Origin of the sequence: Limnospira sp. PMC 1279.21 (assembly GCF_032349615.1) — a bacterium.
GTDB classification, from domain to species: Bacteria; Cyanobacteriota; Cyanobacteriia; order Cyanobacteriales; family Microcoleaceae; genus Limnospira; species Limnospira fusiformis.
The window spans coordinates 1-26,571 of record NZ_JARPLU010000059.1; the positions used below are offsets into that span (position 1 = coordinate 1).

Sequence of the window (26,571 nt, forward strand, 5' to 3'; positions counted from 1 at the left end):
CGTCGCATTGTCAGGCAATAGCCGGATAAATGTCGCGTAAATGTATCAGTGTCAACGAATTGGTAGGATGTGGGTCATTCCCTTAACTGGCGAAATGCCTGAAATCACTCCTGGGGGGCGTGGTCCGAAGCCTACTTGGCAATGTAGCCGTCCTAAGAATAAACCCACGTATATTCATATCAACAAGAAAGTCATTGGTAAAAACAACCACATACTCAGGGAAACCCAAGGAGAGATAGGCGACATCCAACAATTGCTACAACCACCAATTATCTTGAACAAAGGCAATAAAACCTTGTATGCTTCGGAAATAATAATTGATGGGCCTTGCCGCCTACTATATCAACCGTTCAAAAAGCTATGTTCTGGGGCGCAGGTGTGGATTGAAACCTTATTCCCGACGAGAACTATAGCCTTATAGAGCAGTTCAAAATCAACATTAGTCAGGCAACTAGATTAATCCAGTAGGGGCAGATTTTTCCTAGCCTGGAGATAGGTTCGCGCGTGGGTACAATCCCTTTGAATTTGCGCCTTTAGCTGTTCAAGGGATGCAAATTTTTGTTCTGGTCGCAAAAACCCCTCTAAACTGACAGTCAAATTCTGACCATATAAATCCCCATCCCAATCTAATAAATGAACCTCAACGGTAGGATTGTCTCCAGCTACAGTAGGACGACAACCAATATTCATCACTCCTAACTGAGGCGCGATAGTTTTGCCGTACCGGGCAGCAAGTCCGGTAACCAGGACTGCATAAACACCGTATCGAGGTAAAAACTTCTCTGGTGGCAGTTGTAAATTAGCTGTAGGAAATCCCAGAGTCCGCCCTAATTGTTGACCCTGTACCACTTCACCGAGGAGGGTATAAGCACGTCCTAATAGTTGATTAGCACGGTTAAGATGACCTTCTGTAAGGGATTCTCGGATGATGGAACTACTGATGCGATCGCCATAAGGACAGGGAAAGCGAGAAACTATTTCGACATCAATACCATACTGAGAGGCGATCGCTTTTAAGTCGTCGGTACTACCCATGCGATGGCGACCGAAGCGAAAATCAAAACCGACACTCACCCGAGTAGCTTGTAAATACTCCACCAAAATCTGCTCAACGAACTGAGTTGGGGTGAGACTAGCCAAATCTTTGTCAAAAGGCAAAAGCACCAACTGCTGAACCCCAAACCTGCGTAGAATCTCAATTTTTTCCGGTAAGGGAGTTAACAGTTTTTTGGTTTGACCTGTAAAAAATTCCTGGGGGTGAGGATTAAAAGTGACCACTGTTCCATAGCCAGAAATCCCGAATGGCGGAGTTGTCTCGGAATATCCGCCCCCTACCTTCTGGGAATCTACGGCTACTTGATTGGGGTTGAGAATGGGTCGGACTACCTGTTGATGTCCTCGATGAAATCCATCGAAGTTACCCAAGGCAACAGCAGTCGGAGTTAGAACCGTATCTTTTGATGATGTTATCCACACAGGTTAAATTTAAGCCACGTTCATGGCGAACAGCAAGACAAACAGTTTACCCCGTATACGGGAACCAAGACAATTTTTCAGTTCTTCTGACTTTGATTTCTGAGAAACTCTCCGGCAAATGCTAACAGCCCGGAACCCATAATCAAAATGACGCTGAGGGCGTTAATATCGGGTTTAACTCCGGTTCTAATGCGGCTAAAAATTTCCATAGGTAGGGTAGTTGCGCCACTTCCGGCGGTGAAACTGGCAATCAAAAAATCATCCATACTCAGCACAAAGGCTAATAAACAGCCAGAAATGATACCGGGCATCAGTTGGGGTAGCAAGACTTTGATAAAGGCTCGCTCGGGTGTCGCCCCTAAGTCTAATGCAGCTTCTTCTAAGTGGGGGTCTAGGTCAGCCAGGCGAGTGGATACGACCAGGGCGACATAGGCGAGACAGAAGACTACATGAGCGCCTATGATAGTTGATAAACTCAGGGGAATGGCTAAGGCTGCTAAAAATACTAGGGTGGAAACAGCGATCGCAATGTCGGGGATAATTAAGGGCAGGTAAGATACCCCCAGATAAATACCTTTTCCCGGAAACCGAAACCTAGATAGTCCGACAGCCATCAGGGTTCCAATGACTGCTGATATGGCTACGGCACTCAAGCCAACGGTGAGGCTATTTTTCAGGGCGCTAAGGATGCGGGTATCCTGAAAAAGTTTGACATACCACTGTAGGGTAAATCCCTGCCACCCAGCACTATAGCGGGATTGATTAAAGCTATAAAAGGTGAGAACCAAGATAGGCAGATACATATACAGGAACATCAGACCAACAAATATGATCTGCCAAGATACCCGAAATCTCATTTTAGGCTTTTGCATTTCTTGAGGAATGTCTGACTGATGATTGTGATTGTTAATATCCTGCATGGAATTTTAAGTTTGGTAGGGGCGGGTGCTGGAGTGAGCCTGGACGCTAGGGTGCAACTTTATACACGCGCCGGAGTTGGTCGCCTGTTTATTTTGAGGGTCTGCCATCACCGTAGCGGATTAAAAGAGCGATCGCTATACTCACCCCAAAAATTAGCACCATACTTAGGGCTGAACCAAAACCCCAGTTTTGAGTGGCTCCTAAAAACTGATTGTAAATCAGCCGAGATACGGTCATACTAGAAGCGCCGCCTAACAGTTCTGGATCGACAAAATCTCCCAGGGAACTAATAAATACTAATAGTGACCCGGCGATAATTCCGGTCCTAGCTTGGGGAACTGTAATTTTCCAGAAGGTTTCGGGAGGCTTGGCTCCTAAATCAGCGGAAGCCTCCAACAGACGGCGATCTAGTTTTTCCAGGGAGGCATACAGCACGGTTACCATATAGGGTAAATAGCTATAGGTCATGCCAATTAAAACGGCTGGACTGCTATTAAGTAGTGCTAAAGTAGGTAATCCCAATAACCCCAGAAATGAGTTTAGCACTCCTGTGGGTCGTAAAATGGTAATCCAGGCATAGGAGCGCAGCAAGGAAGATGTCCATAGAGGCAGAACAAACCCTAATAGTAGAAGGTTACGCGACTTGGGGGGAGCCATAACGGCTATCCAGTAAGCTACGGGAAACCCTAACAACAAACAAAAAACTGTGGTTCCGATCGCAAAATTAACCGATCTAGCAATTACTCGCAAATTTATGGGTTCAAATACCCGCAGGTAGTTACCCAGACCATCAGGAATTACCACATCCCCAGGGCGAATATTCTCCACTAAGCTGAGTTGAAAAATCACCAGGGTGGGAAACACCAGCAATAGTAGTAACCACAGCCCCGCCGGTCCCAGCATAATTACGGGTCCAGCTAACTTTGACCAGATCTGAGAGATGCCAGTTTTAGCCGGTGTGGTGGGAGGTTCATAAGGGGTCTTAGGGGGGGTAGATACAGCCATAATAGAGTTTGAGCATTTTTTTAAGGTTTAATTCGTAGTAGCACCCGATGTTCCAATTAACCACTGGTGAGTCTAGTCCAATAGCGATCAAAAAGGGCGGTTATCTCTGGTGGTAGGGGCGAAACTGTTTCGCTGTTGGCAATCACGCTTTCTGGGGGAAATAGGGCTGGGTCTTCCCGGAGTTCTTGGGGAAGTTGACGATAGGCGACTAGGGAGGGGGTAGCAAAGCTGAGGCGTTCGACAATTTGGGTGGCGATGTCTGGTCGCAGCATAAAATTAATCCACTGATAAGCACCTTCTGGGTTAGGTGCGCTTTTGGGAATTACCAGGGTATCAATCCACAGGGAAGAACCACTAACGGGGGTGATGTATTCTAAATCTTCGTTTTCGGGCATCACTTCCGCCGCATCGGAAGAATAGCACATGGCTAGGAGTAAGTCTCCTACAATCATCTGAGGTCGCCAAGCATCGGTGGTAAAAGATGCGATCGCTCCTCGCAGCTTGACCAATTCCTGATAGGCTTGATTAATCTCCCTAGGATTGGTGCTGTTGTAGGAGTAGCCTAAACGCCGCAAACTAGCTCCCATCACTTCCCGTACATCATTAAGTAGGGTTAGCCGACGGCTGAGTTGGTCTTGATATGTCCATAGATCTTCCCAGTCTTCGGGAGAGTTTGGTAATAGTCTGCTGTTGTAAATTAAACCTGTAGTTCCCCAACTCAGAGGGACGCTATAAGTGGAGTTGGGGTCATAATCGGGATTTTGGAATTTGGGAAATAGATCTTCTAACCCCACGATTAAGGTATGGTCTAATTCAGCTAATAGCCCTAGTGCTACCATCTTCTGTACCATGTATTCCGAGGGGTAGATGATACTATATGCTCCCGCTCCTCCCGCCTGTATACGGGCTAACATAGCCTCATTAGAATCGAATACATCTGCCACTACTCTCAGCCCCGTTTCCTGGGTAAAGCGTTCTAGCAGATCGCGATCGGTGTATCCGGCCCAAGTATATATATACAGGGTATCTGATGAGAAGCGGGTGCTGGGGGTGGTTTTGATTTCGCCTAAAGTCCACCCACAGCCTGACGCGGAAGAGGCGATCGCCGCCGCCATAGTCGATTGCAGAAACCCGCGCCGGGTCTGCATCCCTTTATGAAAACCAAACGGGCGTAATTTCCTTGGGGGCACTGTTTTTTACCGTTGCCATCAAAACCATAATATTACAACAACTATTTTAGCGGTGTTGAGGTTCCGGTAGGGCTAAACAATCTGTGGGTTTCCAACAGACATAAATATTGCGATCATAATCTAGGTTTTCTCCTAAACTCTGAGACTGTCGCACCATTAGGGTTACCCCTGTGTTCAGTTTGACAATGTACTGTAAGTGAGTACCTAAGTACATCTGATCGACTAATTTTCCGGCAAAACTATTTCCGGGAGTCTCTGGCGGTTCAGAATGTAGGGTAATGTTTTCGGGTCTGATACTAACTACAACCTTCGCCCCCCCTCGTAATTGATGAGGCGATACTGCTGGGTAGTCATTGCGCGATCGCTTGTTCATGGCTACGATCATCTGTAACCCTGTGTCCGTTAATACTTGTATAGCCTCCTTATTGGCTTGTTCAACTTGTCCCTTAAATAGGTTAGTGTCTCCAATAAAGTCAGCCACAAAGGGGGTCTGGGGATGTTGGTAAATTTCGTTGGGGCTGCCAATTTGTTCAATGCGACCCTCGTGCATTACCGCTATGCGATCGGACAAACTCATCGCTTCTTCTTGGTCGTGAGTTACCATCACAAAGGTTAACCCCAAATTGCGATGCAAATTTGATAACTCCATCTGCATTTGTTTACGCAATTTCAGATCTAACGCTCCCAGGGGTTCGTCTAATAGTAGCACCGCTGGACGATTTACTAAAGCCCGCGCTAAAGCTACCCGCTGTTGTTGTCCCCCTGACATTTGGTTCGGATAACGGTTAGCAAACGATTCCATCTTTACCAATTGTAGGGCTTCCAGGACTTTCGCTTCAATTTCCGATTTCCCTAGGCGTTTTAATTTCAACCCAAAGGCGATGTTATCCCAGACATTCATGTGATTGAATAGGGCATAACTCTGGAAAACTGTATTTACCGGGCGCTGATAGGCTGGGGTTTGGTTCATTGACTGACCCCTGATGAGAATCTCCCCGGCGGATGGGGTTTCAAATCCAGCAATTAGCCGCAGTGTCGTGGTCTTACCACAGCCTGACGGTCCGAGAATGCTGAAAAATTCTCCCCGCTTTATGTCTAGGTCTACCGCCCTCACTGCGGTTTCCCCGTTGAATACTTTGAATACTTTACGGAGTTCTACATCGAATTTTGAATCGCTGTGAACTGCACCTGGGTTCTGGGCTGCGGTTTGTAGCATAATTTACTTTTCGCGCTATCAAGGGGATATCCCCTTCCTACTTTACCAGAAATTTATAGCCTGGGCATTGCTGTTCCCTCAACCCGCTCCACCCGAAAGTCGCCGGGAGTGCGATTTTTCCAAGGCGATCGCTTGGCTTATCATACATATAAGTAATCTTTTGTCAATATTGTTTGACAAAACTTTAGATTTTGTTTAGATTTACTGATAAGCAACTCACACAAACAAGTCCAGTAGTATGTATACCATCAACAAAGATAAGCAAGAACCCAAGATTTACTTTATTCAACCTGCTGCTACACTCAAACCTCAGCGAGATTATCTCCTACATAGCGCTGTGGCTATCTTTCTGATTGTTTCTGTGTTAGTTTGTTATTAAACTAGCCGTCCTATCCTAATAGGAAGTTATCAAAAGTTCCGTAATTTTTCCCCGATTTTGGGGATTTGAATTAATCGCCCTACCCGCTTGGATAGGGTGGATATTAAAGTCCTTATATAAGTCTCTGATTAACTCAGTATCAGAATTAGATAGCATCACCTTCACTCCTCTGTTGTGTAAGGTCTTAAAGATTTCGGCTAATTTTTCCTGTTCATCAACCCCAAATTTATGATGGCTGTAGCTGGTAAAGTTACTGGTGGGACTCAGGGGGTGATAGGGAGGGTCGAAATAGACAAAATCATCAGCAGAATTAGCCTCATTGACAATGGCTGCAAATGATTGGACTTTAAGAGTTGCAGATTGGAGAGTTTTCGAGGCGGTGATCAATAATTCTTTCGGGCAAATTTTCGGGTTTTTATATTTCCCCATAGGTACGTTAAATTGACCCTGGCGATTTTCTCTATATAAGCCATTAAAACAAGTCTTGTTGAGATAAATAAGGCGCGCGGCTTGGTCAAGCCGATTCTCAAATTTTTGCGATCGCATCTGGTAATAATAACCTTGATTATGGTTCTGCTGATGCTGTTCTAACTTGCTAATCAGCGACTGAGTATCATCACGCACACATTGATAAGCATTAATTAGCTCGCTATTAATATCACTTAAAATTGCTCGGTTAGGTTGCAGATAAAAAAAGATAGCACCACCGCCCAAAAAAGGCTCATAATAGGCTTGATAATTGTCGGGAAAGTAAGTAGTATACTGAGGAATTAAGCGAGTCTTACCCCCGGCCCACTTCAGAAACGGTTTGGGGGTAGTTTGGGGTTGACTGGTGACTGTTGGGTGGTCGGTTGGGGACAAAATTGGCTGAAGTCCAGAAGTACATCAATAGCACTGAACGGAAAAATTAAATTATATGTTCAGTGCGATCAATTATTATAACAGAGTGCTACAATAGCAGAGGCTGGAGTACGAAAATCTAGCGTCGCCGGAAGATGGCCCTATTTGTCCCATGAGGAGAGTTCTAAAACTCGGTTATTTTCCCCGGACTTAAACTGAAGTAGCGACTGCTGATTTGAGCCCAGCATAACCATTTACAACCCACGAAAAGGGGGGTGAAATCACCAAAAATGAAACAACTCGGAACCCATATTGTTGTCGATGCGTGGCAGTGTCCCGCTGATATCCTAAACGACCCAGATCTGATCCGTCAAGCCATTCTTGATGCGATCGCAGCAGGAAGTGCTACCCTTATAGATATCTGTGTTCACCAGTTTAGTCCTCATGGTGTAACCGCCACGGCTACCCTAGCCGAGTCCCACATTGCCATTCACACTTGGCCTGAATATGGCTATTTTGCGGCTGATTTATTTTTCTGTGGTTGTGGCGAACCCGAGAAAGCAGCGGAAATGCTAAAAACTCGTCTGGAAGCTAAACAAACAAGAGTTCAAGAATTTTGGCGAGGTATGGGTTATCCGGTTCCAGTCCCTGATACCATCTCTGATCATACTTGGAATAAAGTACCCGAAATTGCATCTTCTTCCAAGTTGATGTCTACAGTGTCGTAAGTTACCGATAGGTTGGGTGAGACGAAAGCATCATCCAACCTATTTCTGAACTCAACTATTCAGCTATTTGGTTGCTAACCATCTAGGGTGAGTTGAGTGAGGTTTTGGAATAGCCAATAGTCCTGGTAGTCTAACAGGAGAATATCTAAGGCTTCTGGTAAATCTATCTCTAAATCGCGATTTTGGATATCAACGATCGCCTGATAAATTAACTCAAAAGTGATGCGTTGGTCTCGGTCAAACAGAAGATAATGGCTATTGTTCCCCTGACAGAACTTTTCTAACTCTATCTTACTAGACTTTCCTGATATCAAATCTTCCCGCGCATCTCGACACAGGTTAAAATGAATATCAGGACGATGGCTGACCAATTCGTTTAAGTTTCTCATCCGGTGATAAAATCGAGTCCCGCTTTGGTGCAAAAAAGCGATCGCAAATTGATGGGTTGCTGTCTTAATCACCAAATGTTCAGGAAGTACCCGTTTCCCCAGTCGCAAAATATCCACACTCAGGGGAGACAAAACCAGCTTTAATGATTCAATAATCATCTTTAATTTCCCGAAATCATCACTTTCCGAAATAATCGCTGGTTGACCATAATTCTGTTCTAGGATACCCCTTTGCTGTCGTAGATAATCTTCTAATTGACTACGCCGAGAAGAGTTAATTGGCGACCTAGCCGCCATACCATTAGGAAAAACTCTGACAATATTTTCCCCGTCGGCTAAATTAAAAGTATCAACTAATTTACTGACAATGAATTTGAGTTCCGCCACCTCTTCTCTCAACTGATGAATTTGTTTTTCCATCATCCCTATAACCCCAGAATTACCCGATTTATCAGGTCGCTGAGGTAAACAAATACCATCAATTTTATAGCGGTAGTAGTCCGCCGCCGCATTCACAACTGAACGAATAGAAGGCGCAGTTAAAATGTCGGCAATTTCCTGGGGTTCAAATAATTCATCAATAGTCACATCAGCCACCTGTGCTTTTAAATCAAGTAATTGCTTGAGTTGTTCATTAGATGGCTTATTTAGGATAATTTGAGATTGAGAAATACGGTCAATAATTGAACCATCAAAAACCTGCTGAAATTGTAACCAGCGATCGGGAAACAGATTTAAGATAATTAAACTATTGGGAACATGGGTAAAGATTTCCTTAACCGCCTCTCCAAAACTTTGTAACAGTCGTTCATTGTGTTTTTGACCCAAACCTTCTAACTGGTCAAAAATAATAATTAAGGGTTCATCCAAGAGAGACAGCTTACTAAAAACCGCCAACGCCGCCAGGGAAATTTCCTCCCGACTGGTGTCTTCTCCCCAGCTTTCCAAACCGACCTTTTCTAACTCCTCGGGTGCTACATCATTCATAGCTAACCACTGAGTAATAGTTTGACGGCGTTTAAAATCGGTATAGCCACAAAACCGAATTATCCCTTTGAGAATTTTGGGCGCATATCCAGCAGAAGAAAACTGATTAATCCACCAATCATAAGCACGTTTTTCTATGTGTTGCCAATATTCTCGTTTCAGGCGAGTATCCTCTTTTCCGAGGTCGGTAAATAGCTTGAGATTATCGGCTTTTATTAACTCAATTAATCGTTCATCTTTTTGGGTGGTAGGGGTAGCATAATCCTGAGTATTTTTGATGATTTGCGCGAAACTATTAGCCAGCAAATATTCAAGCTGAGTATGTGAACTGTCAGGAACTGTTTGAATTAAAGACTCCAGAATGCGGCTATAGGTATGAAATAGAACCGTGTCAGGATTATTAGGTTGCCGAATAAATAAGAGCCTATTCTTAGTTAATAAATCTTGGGCTAATCTCATCATTAGGTGAGTTTTGCCAGAACCTGGTTCCCCAATAACTACGGCTCCTTTGCTCTGATGATTGACATCATTTTTAATATCAGAAAGAATATGTTTTAGTCGCTCAAATTCATTGTCAAAAATCGCCCTAAAATCAATGTGGCTTTGGAAAGGAGTATCAACCCTGCTGGTTCCAAAGGGGTTGGGTTGATGTTGCAGTCGAGTTTTTAATAGTTCGTTAATCATGCGTCGATAAAGTTGATAAGTAAATAAGGCATCATGTTTGGCACGATGGAGGAAATCGCGGTTATTGGTCTGGTCATCCCGGCTTAAATTTAGCTGTTTGCTAATAGTTTGTAGGCTATTACTTCCTAATTGTGGAAGATAGCGTTGAGCCAATTCAAAACTGCATTGAAAACTGAGGCGAGGTGGTCGGACACCGACAGCGCGAAATGTATTCCTAAGCACTTCCATATCATGACGTGCATAGTGACAGATAATGGTTTGAGATCCGGCTATAGCTAAGAATTCATTAACTATGGTTTTCAGGGGTTTACTTTGGTCGATAAGTTGGGGATTTTGGCAATGTCTTTCGTCAAAGGCTTCATAAATTAAGTTTCCCTGATGATCAACGATCGCCATAGCTTTCAGAATCGGTTGTCCTTCTGTATCAATGACAATAAAGTTAGTCTGGGGTTTCATGGTTGGGGAGACCAATAAGTATGTATACTGATGGGTGAGTTAATAAGCTGATTTTCCCACAAATCTTGCTCACCAGTAAATTATGGCGCTATGGGTCAGCCACCGATAATCAGATTAACTCTCGCCACTTGCGAAAGCATTTTGTGGAAATTCCCCATCAAGATTTGGCAGGAAAAACCTGTGTAGCGTGAACCCAGACAGCCTAATTGACTGGTAACTGTGCTAAGATTTGCTCAGTTGCTGCGAGCTGATCGCACTAAAAAAGTGTAAACTTGGGGAGTGGCGTTAGGACTTTGACCACATAGCGCGATCGCATCTCTGGCTTTCCCGTTAACGATTCTGTCCGTCCTCACATTTAACCTGTGTCATAATGTCAGAACCACTGAAATCCATCGCCCAATACTACCATGAGCGAACCAAATACGATCCCGACACCTTAGCCTCTAAGGGTCAACAGTTAGACTGGACTAAACAACCAGAACCCTTCAAAGAATACAAGATTGGCACGGTATTTGACCTGAAACCCTATCTCAAAGAAATATCCGATCCTCAAATTCCCACAGCCAACACAGACCCATGGCAGCGATTATCTAGTCTACTACTACATACCTATGGGTTAACCGCTAAACTAGCCACAACTAGCGGATTTCACTATTTGCGATCGTCACCCTCAGCCGGGGGACTGTATCCAGCCGAAATCTATCTAGTTTCCAGGGGAACCCCAGAATTACCAGCGGGACTGTATAACTATCAAACCCTACATCACTCCCTAGTGCAATTTTGGGATAGCCAAATTTGGTCGGAGTTGAAACAAGCCTGTTTTTGGCATCCATGCCTGGAAAATACTAAACTGGCGATGGTCGTTACTGCTGTATTTTACCGTTCAGCTTGGCGATACCAAGACCGCGCCTATCGTCGCATATTTCTCGATACAGGTCACTTATTGGGTAATTTGGAACTAGCAGGAGCCTTAAATTCCTATCGTCCCCATCTAATTGGCGGATTTGCCGACGAAACCCTTAATAACTTACTATACCTGGATTCGGAAACGGAAGCAGCGATCGCTGTGGTGGCTTTGGCTGACTTACTGGAAATTGACCAGAACCTTCCCCAATTCCGAACCGCCTTACCCTCGGCTACCCAAACCGACTATCCCGAAATTCCCGATGGGGAAATGCTCCATTACCTCCACTGTGCCAGCCAAATTAAATCGGACACCTCCGGTTCCCAAGGCTGGAAAAAATTAGCATCAGAAGAAGAACCCGAAGATAAATATAATTTCCCCTTCTGCACCAAGGTCTCGACTGTCACCCCTGCCATTGATTGGGGAAAAGACCTCAAGGGGTTAAATACAGCCCAATTGCGCCGACGATCAACCCGTCGCTATAGTGGGGGGAATCTCAACCTGGAAGAATTACTCGCTCTACTGGATTTTACCTATCAACATCAGCACTACGGTTATCAGGGTTTAGATGCTGCACCGGACTTTTTTGATTTGAGTCTGATTGAATCTTTTATCGCTGTCTCTGGGGTGAATGGGCTAGAGGAGGGATGTTATTATTATGCCCCCAAAGCACAGGAACTTAGGCAAATTCGCTTTAAAAATTTTCGGCGAGAGTTGCATTATCTGTGTTTGGGACAAGATTTGGGACGAGATGCGGCGGCGCTGCTTTTTCATACTGCTGACTTGAACAAGGCGATCGCTAAATATGGCGATCGCGCTTATCGTTATTTACATAGCGATGCTGGTCATCTCGGCCAAAGATTGAACCTCGCCGCCACCCACCTACGTTTAGGTGCTAGTGGTATCGGTGGTTTTTTTGATAACCTGGTTAATGAGGTGTTGGGTATCCCCACCGATGAAGCGGTTATTTATATTACTACCCTAGGAAGATTGCGCGGCAACTAAATTCGATAAAGTAGCCAAATTGATGCTACACTGCCAACATAATGGGTTGCTAGTACATTTAAATTGGCAATCATCACAAATACATCCAGGGCTCTAACCGCCTCACTGGCTTCGGTTAGGGTGGTTCCTGGTGGCTGCGAAATGGTTTTGGCAATTAATACTGATGCGGTTATACCTGACCCCATTAATGCAATCAGGATACCAACCATTCCCAATAATAAGCCGACCCGCAAGAGTCTAACTGTGTCGGATTTTTTGGGTTTGACTGTATTGAGGGATAATAACTGTTTGCCTATGTTGGCATAGCGAAATGATATAACAATGCTAAATCCGGCGATAATTAGTCCGGTAACTGCAAAGGTTACACTTACACCGAGGGCGGGGTTAGCATCATCAGAAATACTTCTACCTGTGGTGGTGAAAATTAATGATAAAATCGCGACGAAGGCAAAAACTACTTGCATGGTCAAACCACACAAACCCGTATTCTGGAGGGTTTTTCCCTTTTGTAGTAACTCGTTGCCAACCGATACACTCATACTCTGGTTTCATAAATTGACAGTTGATGATTCCTATTGTAATCAAGCCAGCATTTGTTCGAGTTGATGCTGTTGCCAAAGTCTCCGATATAGTCCCTCTTCCTGTAGTAACTGGTCATGGGTTCCGGTCTGTACTATTGTGCCTTGGTCCATCACCAAAATGCGATCGGCTTTGGCTGTAGCTGACATTTGGTGAGAAATGAATAACACCGTTTGGCGTACAGTCCCGCTAGTCAGATTATAGAGAATGTCGGTGGCTGTCTGATTGTCTACACTAGAGAGGGCATCATCTAAAATCAAGATAGGAGCATCACAAAGCAAGGCACGAGCTAGGGCAGTTCGTTGTCGCTGCCCACCAGATAAGGTGATACCCCGCTCCCCAACTATTGTATCATAACCTTTGGGAAAATTGGTGATTTCATCGTGAATTTGAGCAATTTTCGCAACGGCTTCTATTTGCGATCGCAATGCTGAGGGATTACCATAGCAAATATTATTAGCAATAGTGGTACTAAATAGAAAACTCTCCTGGGGAACATAAGCAATTACTTTTCTCAGTTGCGCCAGAGAGAGTTGAGTGATATCCTGACCATCAATAAAAAAGCTATCTATATCAATATCCAACAGCCGAGGAATTACATTAGCTAGGGTAGTTTTTCCCGACCCAATAGGACCGACTACCGCGACAGTTTCCCCTGGTAGAATGGTAAAATTAACATGATTAAGGGCGGGAGTTTTGGCGGCGGGGTAAGTATAGTTTAAATCTCTCGCACTCAACCACCCCTTAACGGGAGTTATCAGGGGTATAGGCTGAGGTGGATCTTGAATTTTAGGTTTAATACTGAGGATAGACTCAACCCGGTCAACACTGACTTCTCCCCGCTGATAAGCGGTAATAGTAAAGCCTAATAAAGCGGTGGGAAATACCAACCTTTCGACATATAATACTAAGGCGACAAAATCCCCGATACTTAAATCACCTTGAGCGATCGCCTCATTTCCCACAGCCAGCAAAATCAGGAGACTTAAACTCGCCAAACCTCCCAATAAAGGAAACAAGAAATTTCGAGTTCTCGCCAACTTCAAATTAGCCGATAATAACCCTTGATTATGTTCTCGAAAAGCCTGCCTTTCTGCGGTTTCCTGAGCATAAATTTTAATCAAAGATATGCCGCTCATATCTTCCTGAATTAAATCACTTAAATCGGAGAGTTTTTCCTGCACTTCCATCTGTTGATCTCGCAGTTTACCGCTAAAAATCTGCACCAACACTAACATCAACGGATAAACCGAAATCGATAATATAGTCAACTTAATATTAATAGCCAGCATGACTGGCAAAGTCAAACCATAAGCAAATATGGTATTAATTAAACTCAGGACTGCAAAGCCTACCAACCGCCGAATATTATCAACATCAGAGGTTGCCCTATTAATTAAATCCCCGATTCTACTATTAGAAAAATAGGAAGATTCCAGGAAAATAAGATGATTAAAAATCTTCTGTTTTAGGTCAAATTCTACCTGTCGCCCCACCCCAAAAATTAAAATTCGGGATGTCATGCGAATCACCCACATAATTGATGCTAGGGCGACCATCAATAAAACCTGCCATCCTACTTCCTGAAACTCTACGGCATCTTGTAAGTCATCTACACCATTACGAATAAGTAAAGGTATATAAACCCCCACCACATTTACCACGAACAGAGACACTGTTCCTAATAGTGATATTTGCCAATGGGGACGCAGATATCTTCCCAGAGTTTGCAGTCTTGAATAACTCATAATTCAGAAAGTAAAAATTTGCCAATTGAGATGAACTATGAACGCACTAGAAACGGTTGAAAATCTGTCGAAGTAGGTTGATTAACCTCAGACAAACGGGAAGTGGTAAACCGATTTAACCAATTTTCCAGATAGGCGCGATTAGCCTTTTTTTGTTCGGGGTCGTCAGTGTTCAGGGGATAGGGTGCTAGTCCTTTAATGGCGGCTGTCGTGACACAAAACATAGACTTTTGAAAACTTTGGCATATTTGCACACGCAAATCATCCTCTCCTCGGCAACTATTATTATAAATATTGTGGAGATAATCAGGTAAAAAATGGCGCATATCCTGCATTAATTGAGTGGGGGGAATACCGGAACCACCAATGGGGAGGGGGTCAGCGTATAAAGCACCGTATGTAAATTCTTTTTGTAGGCTGGGGATTTGATGAACTTGAGCGTTATAGGATACTGTACCCGGGAAGGGTGTACCACGGAAAAAAATGGCTTCCACATAGGGAACTGCTGTATCCATTAAAAATGTGAGTCCGGCAGATTTAGGGATTATATCTAATGTTTTATCCCCCAATTTAACGCCATAAGTAATTGGATTATTGGCGGCGGCAACTAATCCATCTAAGATATGCTGCACTACGGCGGGAATGGATTTAATTTCCCCTTGGTCATAGAGGTCAGAAAGGGAGATAAAAATATCACTCATGACTCGCCAAAATTGCCCCAAAGCGCTATAATAGGCTGACTGTCGTACTTGTTCGGGTAGAAATTCTGGGAACATCTGATGTAGTAGCAGAATGAAACTATTGCCTTTAAATTTAGTCTGAATAGCTGCTTCTGCTAACTGTTGGAATTGTGATGAATCCAAGTAAGAATCTAGTCCGCCTCCCCCATGCCATAACATCCCTTTCATGCAATATTCGGCATATTCATAATTAATGCGATCGTGCCACCAATACTTGAGCAATTTGGGGATATTTAAATCGCCATTGAAGTATTTAAAAAACGGGAAAAATACTAAAAATTGATGGTCAGCCACATAAATCAGGTTGTCGGAGTAGGCATCTAAAACTATGCCGTAACTTTTGAGGATACCAACTACTTCAAGGAGGTTTTGGGGAGAGTCTGGTAATAAGGTATCACCAGCTTCTAAGCGTTCAATATATTTGAACAATGGGTGGATTTGATTGCTGGTCATAGTGGATAAATTCACAAGTTTAGATGGTGGGCAATTTTGATTGAGTGACGAGATTAATTTAAGCCGATCGCCTTGACATTTGATTCAATTTGAGCTACAATTGGGGGCTTATACATGAGTGCTGATGTGGTGCTTTCAGTCCATTTAACTAGGATGGTCGGTTGTAGTCCTAGAAAGGTGATAATCACAGCCAAGGCTATAGCTGGAATGCGATCGCGCCATTGTACCCTTGGTAAATTAATGACTGACTCGGACAAGCGACCAAAAAAGGCACGGTTAATCATAATCAGAAAGTAAACAGAAGTTAAACCAGTTCCCACCATACACAGAAGAGTCTGCACGGGGAACACTTCCATACTGCCTCTAAAGACAAGAAATTCTGATACAAATCCCACTAAACCGGGAATACCAGCACTAGCCATAACCGCGACAATCATTATACTACCGATTAAAGGTAAACCGCGTTCAGGGTTTAATAAGCCACGAATCACATCGATATCTCGACTTCCCGATTTTTTGTAAACTACTCCCACTGTTAAAAATAGCAGGGCAGAAATTAAGCCATGACTAACCATTTGCATGACTGAACCGAGTAAACTGATGGGAGAGGCGGCGGCAAAAGCTAGGATAATATAACCCATGTGGGCGATGGAACTATAGGCGACCATCTTCTTGATATCTTTTTGTGAAATCGCACAGGAAGCACCATATAAAACGCTAACTACTGCCCAACTCGCGACATAAGGGGCGATCGCATTCCAAGCATCTGGAAATAAACCGACCCCAAACCTTAGTAAACCATAGGTTCCCAACTTTAATAATACCCCCGCCAATAAAACTGATACAGGGGTTGAGGCTTCCACATGGGCATCGGGTAGCCAAGTATGAAAGGGGACTACGGGGATTTTAATACCAAATCCGATTACCAGTCCCCCCAGTAGAATTAGTTGGGTAGTGAGGGGTAATGCGGACACTCCCAAAGTGGAAGTTATGAGGGTATCCAAATCAAAATCAGGTGCTTTGGTTAACCAGACTATGCCTAAAAAGGCGGCTAAAATTAACAGACCGGAAACTGCTGTATAAAGCAGAAACTTGGTGGCTGCATAGCCTCGGTTTTTGCCTCCCCAAATGGCGATGAGTAGATACAGGGGAATTAGTTCGACTTCGTAAAACAGTATAAACAGCAGCAGGTTGGAGGATAAAAAGGTGCCAGCGACTCCGGCAAAGATAATCAACAGCAGGGGATAATATAGCCGGGGTCGAGAAATGTCTAAGTCAGAAGACCAAATAGCGATCGCTACTAATAAGGCATTGATAATCACCAACGGCAAGGATAAACCATCTACCCCCAGATAGTAATTTAAGCCGAGGGGTTGAATCCAGGTAATATGTTCTACCATCTGTAGATCGGCTACAGTCGGATCAAATAACCTTGCCAAAATTAGAGACCACACCAATAACCCGCCAGCGGTTAATAGGGAGATTTGACGGGATAATTGGGGGCTGAGGTTTGGCCAGAGTACAATCAGGAGGGCAGCTAACAGCGGAATCCAAATTAAAACACTTAGCATCGATTTTTACGGTTAATGTGGTCGGGAAGGGGTCTAAAATGGCCACAGCATTAAAATCAACAACACGGCTATACCTGTGGCTATGGTGAAGACATAAAACTGTGATTGTCCAGAAATACTATATTTAAGTCCTTCACCGCTAAAGAGGGTGGCTAAACCTAAGCCGTTGACAAACCCATCGATGATATAGCGATCGATCCAATAACTGATGGCGGAGATACGATTAACCAAAAATACAACGGTCAGACCATAAAGGCGATCGATATAGAAATCGTAAGCGAGTAAATCCTGTATGGGTTGGTAGGGGAATTTATAGGGTTCTCTCCCCGGCCCGTATACATAAATACTGCTACCTATACCCACCCCTAATACACTTGAGACCAACAACAGGGGTAAAGCTACATGGTTAATTACTTCTTGGACTCCAGAGACGGGCGCTTCTACGAAGGTTCCTGACCAACTCAGTAATAGTTGCCAGCTTTGTAGCATCATCGGCACTAACAGAGTCACAATAGTCATGGAAACCATTGGTAAAGCCATCGGCCACAGGACTTCTGGGGCGCGTCGGGTTTTCGGTTGCGACTGACCAGTAAAGACTAAGCCGAAAACTCTGGTTAATCCTAGGGTGGTGAGGAAGTTCACCAGCAGCAACAAAATCAATAACCAAGGTGGTACAGTCCAGAAACCACTTACCCACCTTCGGAAAGTCCAGAACATCCCTAAAGGTAATCCGGCTACCATTCCTGATGCACCAACAATAAATGCAGTGGTGGTGGCAGGCATTTTAGACCATAATCCCCCCATTTCGGTCATGTCTTGGGTGTTGGTGGTCAAAATTACTGAACCTGCACTCATGAATAACAGACATTTGGCGATCGCATGGGTGAATAGTAACAGCAGGGCTATATCCACATGGCTTTGACCTACGGCTACAAACACTAAACCCAAATAGGCGCTAGTAGAGTGGGAAAGCGCTCGTTTGATATCAATTTGAGCGATCGCCACCAAAGAAGCCCCAATAGCCGTTACTGTTCCCAACACAATTAAAGTGTCCGACACCACCGGAGACAGCGCGACAATTGGTTGTAGTTTAATCAGAACATAGGCCCCCGCCGCCACTACTACCGAATTTCGGAGTAGAGAAGCCGGGTTTGGACCTTCCATAGCTTCATCAAGCCATAGGTGTAGGGGAAATTGGGCGCATTTGCCAATAGGTCCAGAAATTAGGGCTAATCCTAATAAAGTCGCCGTAAGGGGTGGTAAATTGTGGGTTTCCGACCATAGTTCTAAATCCGAGAAGTTTAAACTACCGGCGATCGTGCCGATATAAACCACCCCCATTAACAACAATACATCTCCCACTCGTTTAGTTAAAAACGCATCTCGCGCCGCCGTGACTACCAGGGGTTGAGCATACCAAAAACCCACCAGTAGATAGGTTGAGAGAGTCAGCAATTCCAACAAAATATAACTAAGTAGCAGCGAGTCACTCAAAGCCAAACCACTCACTGCCGCCTCAAAAAAGCCCATCAAACCAAAAAACCGAGCCGTCGCCCAGTCTTTTTCCATGTACCCCAAGGCATAAACCTGAGCCACTAGACTGATACCTGTGACCAGTTCCACGGCTCCTAGGCTTACGGGAGAAACATCTAGGACAAAAGATAAGTCTAATCCCGCAGCTTGTAACCATGCAATGTGAATTTGTTGACCCGGCATTGACCAGATAGATCGGTAAATTACCGCACCGTGGATAAAACCCACTAAAGTCATCAATATATTAAAGTAGGCTGCTGGTCTTGGCCCTGTGCGTCGGACTAACCCCGTTGACCAAGGAAGGGTCAACACTGCCCCCATGAGACCATATATGGGTATCCACCAACTAGCTTGTAGGAGGAACTGAATCATTTAACTTACATAAAGAAATATTAACCCTCAGATTAATATATCAGAATTTCCGTCCTAAACAGAGCTAATCGTCAAATTCATCCCCAATAACCAGCCATTTCTAGTCAAATTACCTAGGGTCTGCCTTTGGGATATAGCACAAGTTGTTACAAAAGTCAAGATAAATCGGCATTTTTGTCTCCAAATATTAACTTTGTTTAAAAAACCTTAATTTCTATTAACAATCAATAAAAATAATCTCGAACATGAGAAATTATAATCCAGATTAATATTGTCAAAGAAGCCACAATTCTCGTATTCTTATAATTTGAGGGAGGTTGAAAAATTTTTCCGCATACACAAAAAGAATCATTAGTCTTTGTGGTCATGGGACTCAGTTAGCAAGAGATTTGCCCAGTTGAGTTCAGTCTGTCCGTAATTAGGAGTAGTTGTAAGATGTCCATCGCTGTTGGAATGATTGAAACCATAGGCTTTCCGGCTGTTGTAGAAGCAGCCGACTCCATGGTAAAAGCCGCGCGCGTTACTTTAGTCGGATATGAGAAAATTGGCAGCGGTCGTGTGACCGTGATTGTCCGAGGAGATGTCTCCGAGGTACAAGCATCAGTTTCCGCTGGCATTGAGTCAGTCAAACGGGTGAATGGTGGAGAAGTATCATCAACCCACATCATTGCTCGTCCCCATGAAAATCTAGAGTACGTTCTACCAATTCGTTACACCGATGCGGTCGAACAGTTCCGGTCCTACTAGACGTAATGGGGCAAGCGTTAACCCCCTCACCCGATCGCCGAAAAAGTCGTACAGACAAGGCCAATCTTGTCTCTAAGTTCTGAAAACTCCCTCCCTGAAAATTAGGATCAGGGAGTTGATAGCTTGTCTGAGAAGCCATCAGAGCCGAACCGAGTAGAAACCAGTGTTCTGTGCGACATCTAGGCGTGGTAATCAAATCGAGGTTCAGGAGTCAAAACATACTATGGCCATTGCAGTTGGCATGATAGAAACCCTGGGTTTTCCAGCGGTAGTAGAGGCAGCCGATTCCATGGTAAAAGCTGCCCGCGTAACCTTAGTAGGCTACGAAAAAATCGGTAGCGGTCGTGTCACCGTCATTGTTCGCGGAGATGTGTCAGAAGTTCAGGCTTCTGTCTCCGCCGGAACCGAGTCGGTGCGACGGGTAAATGGTGGGTTAGTTCTTTCCACCCATATTATTGCCCGTCCCCATGAAAACCTAGAATATGTCCTACCAATTCGTTACACCGAAGCGGTAGAACAATTCCGTGAAAGCGTCGCCGGGATACGTCCTCTTAACCGTCCGTAGGTTAACTCCAATGACCCCTAGGGGTATGTAGTTCAACCACAGCCAAGCCCGAACCGACTGCATAGTTCGCCCGTAGTAGGTCAATCTACCAATTGACCCCATCTATTTTCCTGCTCAGTCGGGGGGAAAAATGTTCCTGCCGTACAGTTCCTTAACATCAAATTAAGATGCAAATTGCCAGAGTTATTGGCACAGTTGTTAGTACCCAGAAGGAACCCAGTCTCCGAGGTTCCAAGTTTTTGCTATTGCAACTCTTAGATGAACAGGGAGAGCCAACATCAAAATATGAAGTGGCGTGCGACTATGTGGGTGCGGGTTTTAGTGAGTGGGTTCTGGTTAGTCTCGGAAGTGCGGCTCGCCAAATTCCTGGAAGCGAAAATCGACCCAGTGATGCAGCCGTAGTTGCCATTATTGACACCGTTAGCACTGCTAATGGCCAGATTTACAGTCAAAAACAGCAGAACCGTTTAGGTTGAGCAACAGAGCTGGGTTAACCCCAAAGCCTGGTACGGGGAGGTTTGCAAGTATACTCCCGAAGGCGCGAAAATACCGAATAACCAGCCCCTACAGGGATAATTCATCGATTATCCGTACCACCAAAAGTCAACCCTATAAAAAGTTAGTTAGGAGAAATTCAGTTATGGCAGTTAAAGGCCATGCGGCTCCTCCCACACCCTGGTCTAAAAACCTGGCGGAGCCCAAAATTGACCCCACAGCTTACGTTCATTCCTTCTCGAATATCATCGGTGATGTTCGCATCGGCGCTCATGTCCTGGTCGCCCCGGGAACCTCTATCCGCGCTGACGAAGGATTCCCCTTTTATATTGGCGATGAGTCCAATATTCAAGATGGCGTTGTTATTCACGGCTTAGATGAAGGCAAAGTCAAAGGAGATGATGGTCAATCCTACTCCGTTTGGATTGGTAAAAATTCCTCAATCACCCATTTGTCTCTGATTCATGGTCCGGCTTATGTCGGGGACAATTGCTTTATTGGTTTCCGCTCTACTGTATTCAATGCCAGAGTCGGAAATGGTTGTATTGTCATGATGCACGCCCTCATCCAAGATGTGGAAATTCCCCCCGGAAAATATGTTCCCTCAGGAGCAATTATCACTAACCAACAACAAGCCGATCGCTTACCGAGCGTAACAGATACTGATATCAAATTCTCAACTCATGTGGTGGGAGTTAACCAAGCATTAGCAGCAGGTTATCAGTGTTCAGAAAACCTCGCCTGCATCAGTCCCCTACGAAATGAAACTAAGGGAAGCAGCAGTAATGGTGGCCGCGCTAGATCTGGCGGACATAGCAACCTAGGCGCAGGGCCTATTCCCCCAGAAACGGTACAAACCATCAGCCAACTTCTAGCCCAAGGCTATAAAATTGGTACCGAACACGCCGACGCACGTCGCTTCCGCACAGGTTCTTGGCGCAGTTGCGCTCCCATTGACTCCCGCAACACCAGCGAAGTTGTATCAGCCTTAGCCGCCTGTCTGCAAGACCATCAAGGCGAATATGTCCGCCTGTTGGGAATTGATAGCAAAGCCAAGCGCCGGGTACTTGAAGAAATTATCCAACGTCCTGATGGTCCTGTCGCTAGTAAGTCCTCTAACGGTCAGGTCTCCAATGCCGCAGCTTCCACAGCCAGCCCCTCCAGAACTACTGCTACTGGTAGTTCTGACTTGGCACAAAAGGTTTCCCAAATCCTGAACCAAGGCTATAAAATTGGCACGGAATACGCCGACGCGCGTCGCTTCCGCACGGGTTCCTGGCGTAGTGGTCCCCAAATTGACAGCTCCAGTGCTTCGGCTGTTCTCAGTCAATTAGATGCCTTCATGAACGAGCATACAGGGGAATATGTCCGCTTAATTGGCATTGACCAAAAAGCTAAACGGCGGGCGGTTGAAGAGATTATCCAACGACCTGACGGTAGGGTTTCTGCTACCCCTGGTCCTAGCGCGGCTTCCCCTGCGCCCTCTAGTCGTTCAGCTCAATCATCCTACTCATCTGCTAATAGTAGTTTGACTTCTGAAACTATTGAGCAAGTTAAAAACCTCCTGGCTCAGGGTTATAAAATTGGCACGGAACACGCTGATAAGCGTCGCTTCCGCACGGGGTCCTGGCGTAGCTGTACCCCCATCGACTCTAATAATCAACGGGAGGTTATGGCAGCCCTAGAAGGCTGTATGCAGGAACATAGCGGTGAGTATGTTCGCTTGATTGGTATTGATGCTCAAGCCAAGCGTCGGGTTCTTGAGGAAATTATCCAACGACCTTAATTAACTCTCTCGAAAATCCCTGTTTACTTTTCAGAGGTTCAAGCCGAATGTGTATGTCGCCACCCCATCACCCGGATTATGCTTACTATGTGAGTGGCGATGTCACCATTGACCCCAGTGTAGCCATCGCCCCAGGAGTGGTAATTACCGCCGCTCCTGATAGCCAAATTGCGATCGCTGCTGGGGTCTGTATTGGTATGGGGACTATTATTCATGCTGATCAGGGTATCCTAGAAATAGATAAGGGTGTCTGTATTGGTACTACTGTACTCATCGTCGGTGCTGGAAAAATTGGGGCTCTGGCTTGTATTGGTTCAGAGTCAACTTTGATTAATTCTGATATCCCATCTCAGCACGTTGTAGCTTCCGGTTCATTAATTGGTGATCAATCTCGTCAGGTCAATTTTTCTGCTACTGAGGTTGATTTCATCCCCCAACCGGAACCGGAACCCCAACCGGAACCGGAACCCCAACCGGAACCAGAACCCCAACCGGAACCAGAACCAGAACCAGAACCCTCAATTCGCAAAGGTCCGCAGGTCTACGGACAAACTCAAATCAATGAGTTGTTAAAGACTTTGCTCCCCCATAGAAAACCCCCTAATTTTTGAGAGAAACTGGGGTTGATGAACGCGAAAATCCCCAGATTAATCCATCGGGATTCTCAAGTCTTCTCTCTAGCAGGTAAAATACAGTCATGGATGAACACTTGCAAACCTCATTTCCCCAAAGGCGCAATACTGAGCCAGAATTTAAAGATACTGCTTTGGGGTTAATCTCCACCCGCAGTTTTCCAGCGATCGTCGGCACTGCTGATATGATGCTGAAATCTGCAGGTGTTCACCTGGTTGGGTATGAAAAAATCGGTAGTGGCTACTGTACCGCTATTGTGCGCGGTCGTATTGCTGATATCCGCCTAGCCATTGAAACCGGAGTTGATACTGCTAAACAGTTCAATCAGTTTGTTTCTTCCCTAGTCATTGCTAGGCCTCTCCCTAACTTAGAGTATGTTTTACCGATTGGGTCTCGTCTCTCCCAATTAGCAGCCAGTGGCGGTCACTCTCGCCTCAGTAATCAAGCCGTAGGTTTATTGGAAACGAGAGGATTTCCTGCTATGGTCGGCGCGGCTGATGCGATGCTGAAGGCGGGAGATGTTTATTTCGCTTCCTATGAAATTATTGGCGCGGGACTATGTACTGCTATTATTCGGGGTTCGGTTGCTGATGTAGCAGTGGCTTTAGAAGCTGGAATGTATGAGGCTGAACGCATTGGCGAATTAAATGCAGTGATGGTCATCCCTCGTCCCCTTGATGAACTTGAACAAACTTTACCTCTGGCTAGTTGTTGGATTGAGAAGGTCAAACCTTTACAGTTACCTATTAATGTTAAACAAACTGAAAAAGAAGTGGTAAAACTTCCCGAACTCAAACAATTATCTGTTGATGCTTTACCTTTGGATAATCAAACTTCTGATTCTTCTATGGAGTCCTGGGATTAAAATATTCTTGATTCTTAACCCGCATTCTCAACCCGCCTTGACATGATAATTGACATCAAATTATGATGCTCCTCAAGGTAGAGACTAAAAACTAATTACCCCCCACGGGTGATGATTATATCACTATAAAAAAAAAAGAGCAACCCGTTAGGATTGCCCTCAAGAAGAGAGTCTAAAAGCTATTGGTGACTGAAGAGAATTTACTTGGAGAAATTCTGGCTGCGGTAAGCATCCATACTGTAAGCAGGAACCCGTTGGCTATAGTCTACGGCTACACCTGTTAACGCCTGAGAAAGACTGTCAAAGGAATCAGAGTTCCAGTTTCTCATGTGGATGGGTTTGGACTGTTCACCACGAAAATAAGCCATAGTTCCAATTACAGAAACAGCCAGCCAACCACTGATAAATAAAGCTGCTAAAATAACCATTTTTTATCCTCCGATAATTGCATCAGAATTACTACTAAGAAAGTTTCACCAAGGTCAGTGGGAACTTCTTGGGGTAATCCCGTTTATTAATTTATGTTAACCAATGTAACGTTTTTGTTACAATCTGTCAAGTAACTTGACAAAATAATTTTTTATGATATAATTAAACGCCAAAAATATTAATAACCGGATAAACTCCCCTAAGGTCACTTAAAATCAGCCTCTTCTGATAGAATCAAAAATGCTCAATCAAGGTGCAGGGTAAGGATACAATGCCCAACGCTCATATTATTGGTCTGGGAAAATCAGGAAATGCCACGGCGCGCCTGTTAAAGGTTCAGGGATGGCAGGTAACTGTTAGCGATCGCAACACATCAGAATCTCTACAGCAACAGTGTCAGACCCTCATTGAGGAAGGAATTACAGTTAATTTGGGGCAGAATTTCGACCCCGACACGGCACCAGATTTGGTAGTGGTTAGTCCCGGGGTTCCCTGGGATTTGCCAGCATTGGAAACCGCCCGCAGTCTGGGTATAGAAACTATCGGCGAAATGGAACTGGCTTGGCGAAATCTCCAGGATATCCCTTGGGTGGGAATTACGGGGACTAACGGCAAAACTACTACCACGGCCCTGATTGCTAAAATATTTGAAGTGGCGGGAAGTGCGGCCCCGGCTTGCGGAAATATTGGTAATGCTGTCTGTGAGTTGGCGCTGCAACAACAACAAAACTCCTCGACACCCTTAGATTGGGTCATTGCTGAAATTAGCAGTTTTCAGATTGAGTCATCATCAACCCTCGCGCCTCAAATCGGCATCTGGACTACCTTTACCCCAGATCATCTTAACCGCCATTACACGCTAGATAATTATTTTCGGATTAAAGCTCGTTTAATGGAACGTTCCCAGGTGCAGGTCTTTAATGGTGATGACGCTTATCTCCGGCGAGCCGCACCGGAACTCTGGCCACAAGCTGTCTGGACTAGCGTTAATGGTGCTGAGGAATTATTGGGCGATCGCCAGAGGGGTGTATATATTCAAGAAAACTGGGTCTACCAAAACGGATGCGCGATCGCACCAGTTGACTCGCTGAAAATGGTGGGAGACCATAATCGCCAAAACCTACTTATGGCTGTAGCCGCAGCCCGAATAGCCGGAATTGACAAGGAAGCAATTGCTCACGCTATTTCTACTTTTCCTGGAGTTCCTCACCGCCTCGAAGAGGTTAACACCTGGATGGGAATTCGCTGGATTAATGATAGCAAGGCTACTAATTATGATGCGGCTCAGGTCGGATTGGCCGCAGTGGAACCACCTGTGATTTTAATTGCTGGTGGAGAAGCTAAAGCTGGTGATGATACCCACTGGATTAATACTATTCACCAAAAAGCGGCGGCGGTTTTATTAATCGGAACGGCAGCCCCCACCTTTGCTCAAAGGTTACAGGAAACTGACTATCACAATGTCGAAATTGTGGAAACTCTCGAAAATGCCATCCCCCGCGCGGCGGAATTGGCTAGTGTGTTCCAAGCTAAGGCTGTTTTGCTCTCCCCCGCCTGTGCTAGTTTTGACCAGTATCGCAGTTTTGAACATCGTGGCGATCGCTTTCGGGAGTTATGTTGGGAATTGATGGGGTAGGGGCGGGTGTAATATCCCGGTGTGTTTTATGGCGTGGGGGGGCGAGCGAAAGTTGGCTTGTGTGTTTCATGGCCTCAGAAGGTGCGTCACATAGCGCAAGTTTTTCGTTTTCCCAGTGGCTGATCGGATGTGACGCACCCTACGCACAGCCAGGGGGGCGAGCGAAAGTTGGCTTGTGGGGTGCGTGGCCGATCGCGCACCCTGGGGGCGGGTTTATCAAGCTGACTTGTGGGAATTAG

The 26,571-nt window shown here is 45.0% G+C and carries 25 protein-coding genes; 12 read left to right on the top strand and 13 right to left on the bottom strand.

The annotated features are described in order from the left end of the window. Window positions 1-94: 94 nt before the first annotated feature. Window positions 95-421 (top strand): DNA-binding protein, encoded by a 327-nt coding sequence (locus P5683_RS11075; RefSeq protein ID WP_315639872.1) that lies wholly within the window; start codon window positions 95-97, stop codon window positions 419-421. A gap of 35 nt (window positions 422-456) precedes the next feature. On the opposite strand, the gene P5683_RS11080 is transcribed toward P5683_RS11075, so the two are convergent. The 5 genes from P5683_RS11080 to P5683_RS11100 form a co-directional block, all read right to left on the bottom strand. Next, window positions 457-1,476: a bifunctional riboflavin kinase/FAD synthetase gene (locus P5683_RS11080; protein ID WP_315639873.1), complete on the bottom strand. Its 1,020-nt coding sequence runs from the start codon at window positions 1,474-1,476 to the stop codon at window positions 457-459. A 77-nt stretch (window positions 1,477-1,553) separates the two neighbouring features. Beyond that, window positions 1,554-2,396 carry an ABC transporter permease gene (locus P5683_RS11085; RefSeq protein WP_006623526.1) on the bottom strand — a complete coding sequence of 281 codons (843 nt, stop codon included), beginning with the start codon at window positions 2,394-2,396 and terminating at the stop codon, window positions 1,554-1,556. 88 nt (window positions 2,397-2,484) lie between these two features. Beyond that, window positions 2,485-3,402: an ABC transporter permease gene (locus P5683_RS11090; RefSeq protein WP_006623525.1), complete on the bottom strand. Its 918-nt coding sequence runs from the start codon at window positions 3,400-3,402 to the stop codon at window positions 2,485-2,487. A gap of 56 nt (window positions 3,403-3,458) precedes the next feature. Beyond that, entirely contained in the window at window positions 3,459-4,550 is a 1,092-nt protein-coding gene (locus P5683_RS11095; protein ID WP_006623524.1) for a spermidine/putrescine ABC transporter substrate-binding protein, read from the bottom strand. 88 nt (window positions 4,551-4,638) lie between these two features. Next, a complete protein-coding gene (locus P5683_RS11100) occupies window positions 4,639-5,808 on the bottom strand; it encodes an ABC transporter ATP-binding protein (protein WP_111894109.1) in 1,170 nt (389 codons plus the stop codon). Between the two features lie 238 nt (window positions 5,809-6,046). Here P5683_RS11100 and P5683_RS11105 point away from each other — a divergent pair, with 238 nt between their 5' ends. Then, on the top strand, window positions 6,047-6,187 hold the full coding sequence (locus P5683_RS11105; RefSeq protein WP_006623521.1) for a hypothetical protein: 141 nt from the start codon (window positions 6,047-6,049) through the stop codon (window positions 6,185-6,187). A 15-nt stretch (window positions 6,188-6,202) separates the two neighbouring features. Here P5683_RS11105 and P5683_RS11110 read toward each other — a convergent pair whose 3' ends face one another. Next, on the bottom strand, window positions 6,203-7,048 hold the full coding sequence (locus P5683_RS11110; RefSeq protein ID WP_193520799.1) for a DNA adenine methylase: 846 nt from the start codon (window positions 7,046-7,048) through the stop codon (window positions 6,203-6,205). 269 nt (window positions 7,049-7,317) lie between these two features. Here P5683_RS11110 and speD point away from each other — a divergent pair, with 269 nt between their 5' ends. Continuing rightward, a complete protein-coding gene (speD, locus tag P5683_RS11115; protein WP_006623519.1) occupies window positions 7,318-7,755 on the top strand; it encodes an adenosylmethionine decarboxylase in 438 nt (145 codons plus the stop codon). Between the two features lie 74 nt (window positions 7,756-7,829). Here the strand turns inward: speD and P5683_RS11120 are convergent, their stop codons facing one another. Next, a complete protein-coding gene (locus P5683_RS11120; RefSeq protein ID WP_006623518.1) occupies window positions 7,830-10,271 on the bottom strand; it encodes an exonuclease domain-containing protein in 2,442 nt (813 codons plus the stop codon). Window positions 10,272-10,336: 65 nt separating this feature from the next. Here P5683_RS11120 and P5683_RS11125 point away from each other — a divergent pair, with 65 nt between their 5' ends. Continuing rightward, window positions 10,337-10,462: a hypothetical protein gene (locus tag P5683_RS11125; protein ID WP_006623517.1), complete on the top strand. Its 126-nt coding sequence runs from the start codon at window positions 10,337-10,339 to the stop codon at window positions 10,460-10,462. Window positions 10,463-10,641: 179 nt separating this feature from the next. Further along, on the top strand, window positions 10,642-12,180 hold the full coding sequence (locus P5683_RS11130) for a SagB/ThcOx family dehydrogenase (RefSeq protein WP_006623516.1): 1,539 nt from the start codon (window positions 10,642-10,644) through the stop codon (window positions 12,178-12,180). Here the strand turns inward: P5683_RS11130 and P5683_RS11135 are convergent. From P5683_RS11135 to P5683_RS11155, 5 genes are read right to left on the bottom strand one after another with little or no spacing between them, the layout of a single operon-like run. Further along, window positions 12,177-12,719, bottom strand: coding sequence for a DUF3611 family protein (locus P5683_RS11135; protein ID WP_006669324.1), 543 nt, complete (start codon window positions 12,717-12,719; stop codon window positions 12,177-12,179). The two genes, P5683_RS11130 and P5683_RS11135, sit on opposite strands and share 4 nt — an antisense overlap. Before the next feature lie 42 nt (window positions 12,720-12,761). Beyond that, the gene (locus P5683_RS11140; RefSeq protein ID WP_006623514.1) at window positions 12,762-14,507 is read right to left on the bottom strand and encodes an ABC transporter ATP-binding protein; all 1,746 of its coding nucleotides are present in this window, start codon (window positions 14,505-14,507) and stop codon (window positions 12,762-12,764) included. 35 nt (window positions 14,508-14,542) lie between these two features. After that, window positions 14,543-15,700 (bottom strand): CO2 hydration protein, encoded by a 1,158-nt coding sequence (locus P5683_RS11145; protein WP_315639876.1) that lies wholly within the window; start codon window positions 15,698-15,700, stop codon window positions 14,543-14,545. A gap of 53 nt (window positions 15,701-15,753) precedes the next feature. Continuing rightward, on the bottom strand, window positions 15,754-17,271 hold the full coding sequence (locus tag P5683_RS11150) for an NADH-quinone oxidoreductase subunit M (RefSeq protein WP_046318406.1): 1,518 nt from the start codon (window positions 17,269-17,271) through the stop codon (window positions 15,754-15,756). Between the two features lie 33 nt (window positions 17,272-17,304). Further along, window positions 17,305-19,176, bottom strand: coding sequence for an NAD(P)H-quinone oxidoreductase subunit F (locus P5683_RS11155; RefSeq protein ID WP_006623511.1), 1,872 nt, complete (start codon window positions 19,174-19,176; stop codon window positions 17,305-17,307). 435 nt (window positions 19,177-19,611) lie between these two features. Here P5683_RS11155 and P5683_RS11160 point away from each other — a divergent pair, with 435 nt between their 5' ends. From P5683_RS11160 to P5683_RS11185, 6 genes are all read left to right on the top strand, one after another. Further along, window positions 19,612-19,923: a carbon dioxide-concentrating mechanism protein CcmK gene (locus tag P5683_RS11160; protein ID WP_006618784.1), complete on the top strand. Its 312-nt coding sequence runs from the start codon at window positions 19,612-19,614 to the stop codon at window positions 19,921-19,923. A gap of 223 nt (window positions 19,924-20,146) precedes the next feature. Next, window positions 20,147-20,488 carry a carbon dioxide-concentrating mechanism protein CcmK gene (locus P5683_RS11165; protein ID WP_006618785.1) on the top strand — a complete coding sequence of 114 codons (342 nt, stop codon included), beginning with the start codon at window positions 20,147-20,149 and terminating at the stop codon, window positions 20,486-20,488. Between the two features lie 167 nt (window positions 20,489-20,655). Continuing rightward, window positions 20,656-20,964, top strand: coding sequence for a EutN/CcmL family microcompartment protein (locus P5683_RS11170; RefSeq protein WP_006623510.1), 309 nt, complete (start codon window positions 20,656-20,658; stop codon window positions 20,962-20,964). Between the two features lie 164 nt (window positions 20,965-21,128). Beyond that, window positions 21,129-22,769, top strand: a complete 1,641-nt coding sequence (locus tag P5683_RS11175) for a ribulose bisphosphate carboxylase small subunit (RefSeq protein WP_006623509.1) — start codon at window positions 21,129-21,131, stop codon at window positions 22,767-22,769. Between the two features lie 47 nt (window positions 22,770-22,816). Then, on the top strand, window positions 22,817-23,380 hold the full coding sequence (locus P5683_RS11180) for a carbon dioxide concentrating mechanism protein (RefSeq protein ID WP_315639878.1): 564 nt from the start codon (window positions 22,817-22,819) through the stop codon (window positions 23,378-23,380). 86 nt (window positions 23,381-23,466) lie between these two features. Next, window positions 23,467-24,267, top strand: a complete 801-nt coding sequence (locus P5683_RS11185; RefSeq protein ID WP_006623507.1) for a carbon dioxide-concentrating mechanism protein CcmK — start codon at window positions 23,467-23,469, stop codon at window positions 24,265-24,267. Between the two features lie 200 nt (window positions 24,268-24,467). Here P5683_RS11185 and P5683_RS11190 read toward each other — a convergent pair whose 3' ends face one another. Beyond that, window positions 24,468-24,695 (bottom strand): photosystem II protein, Psb35-related, encoded by a 228-nt coding sequence (locus P5683_RS11190; protein WP_006623506.1) that lies wholly within the window; start codon window positions 24,693-24,695, stop codon window positions 24,468-24,470. Between the two features lie 272 nt (window positions 24,696-24,967). On the opposite strand from P5683_RS11190, the gene murD reads away from it, so the two are divergent. Then, entirely contained in the window at window positions 24,968-26,332 is a 1,365-nt protein-coding gene (murD, locus tag P5683_RS11195) for a UDP-N-acetylmuramoyl-L-alanine--D-glutamate ligase (protein ID WP_006623505.1), read from the top strand. The last annotated feature ends 239 nt before the right edge of the window (window positions 26,333-26,571 follow it).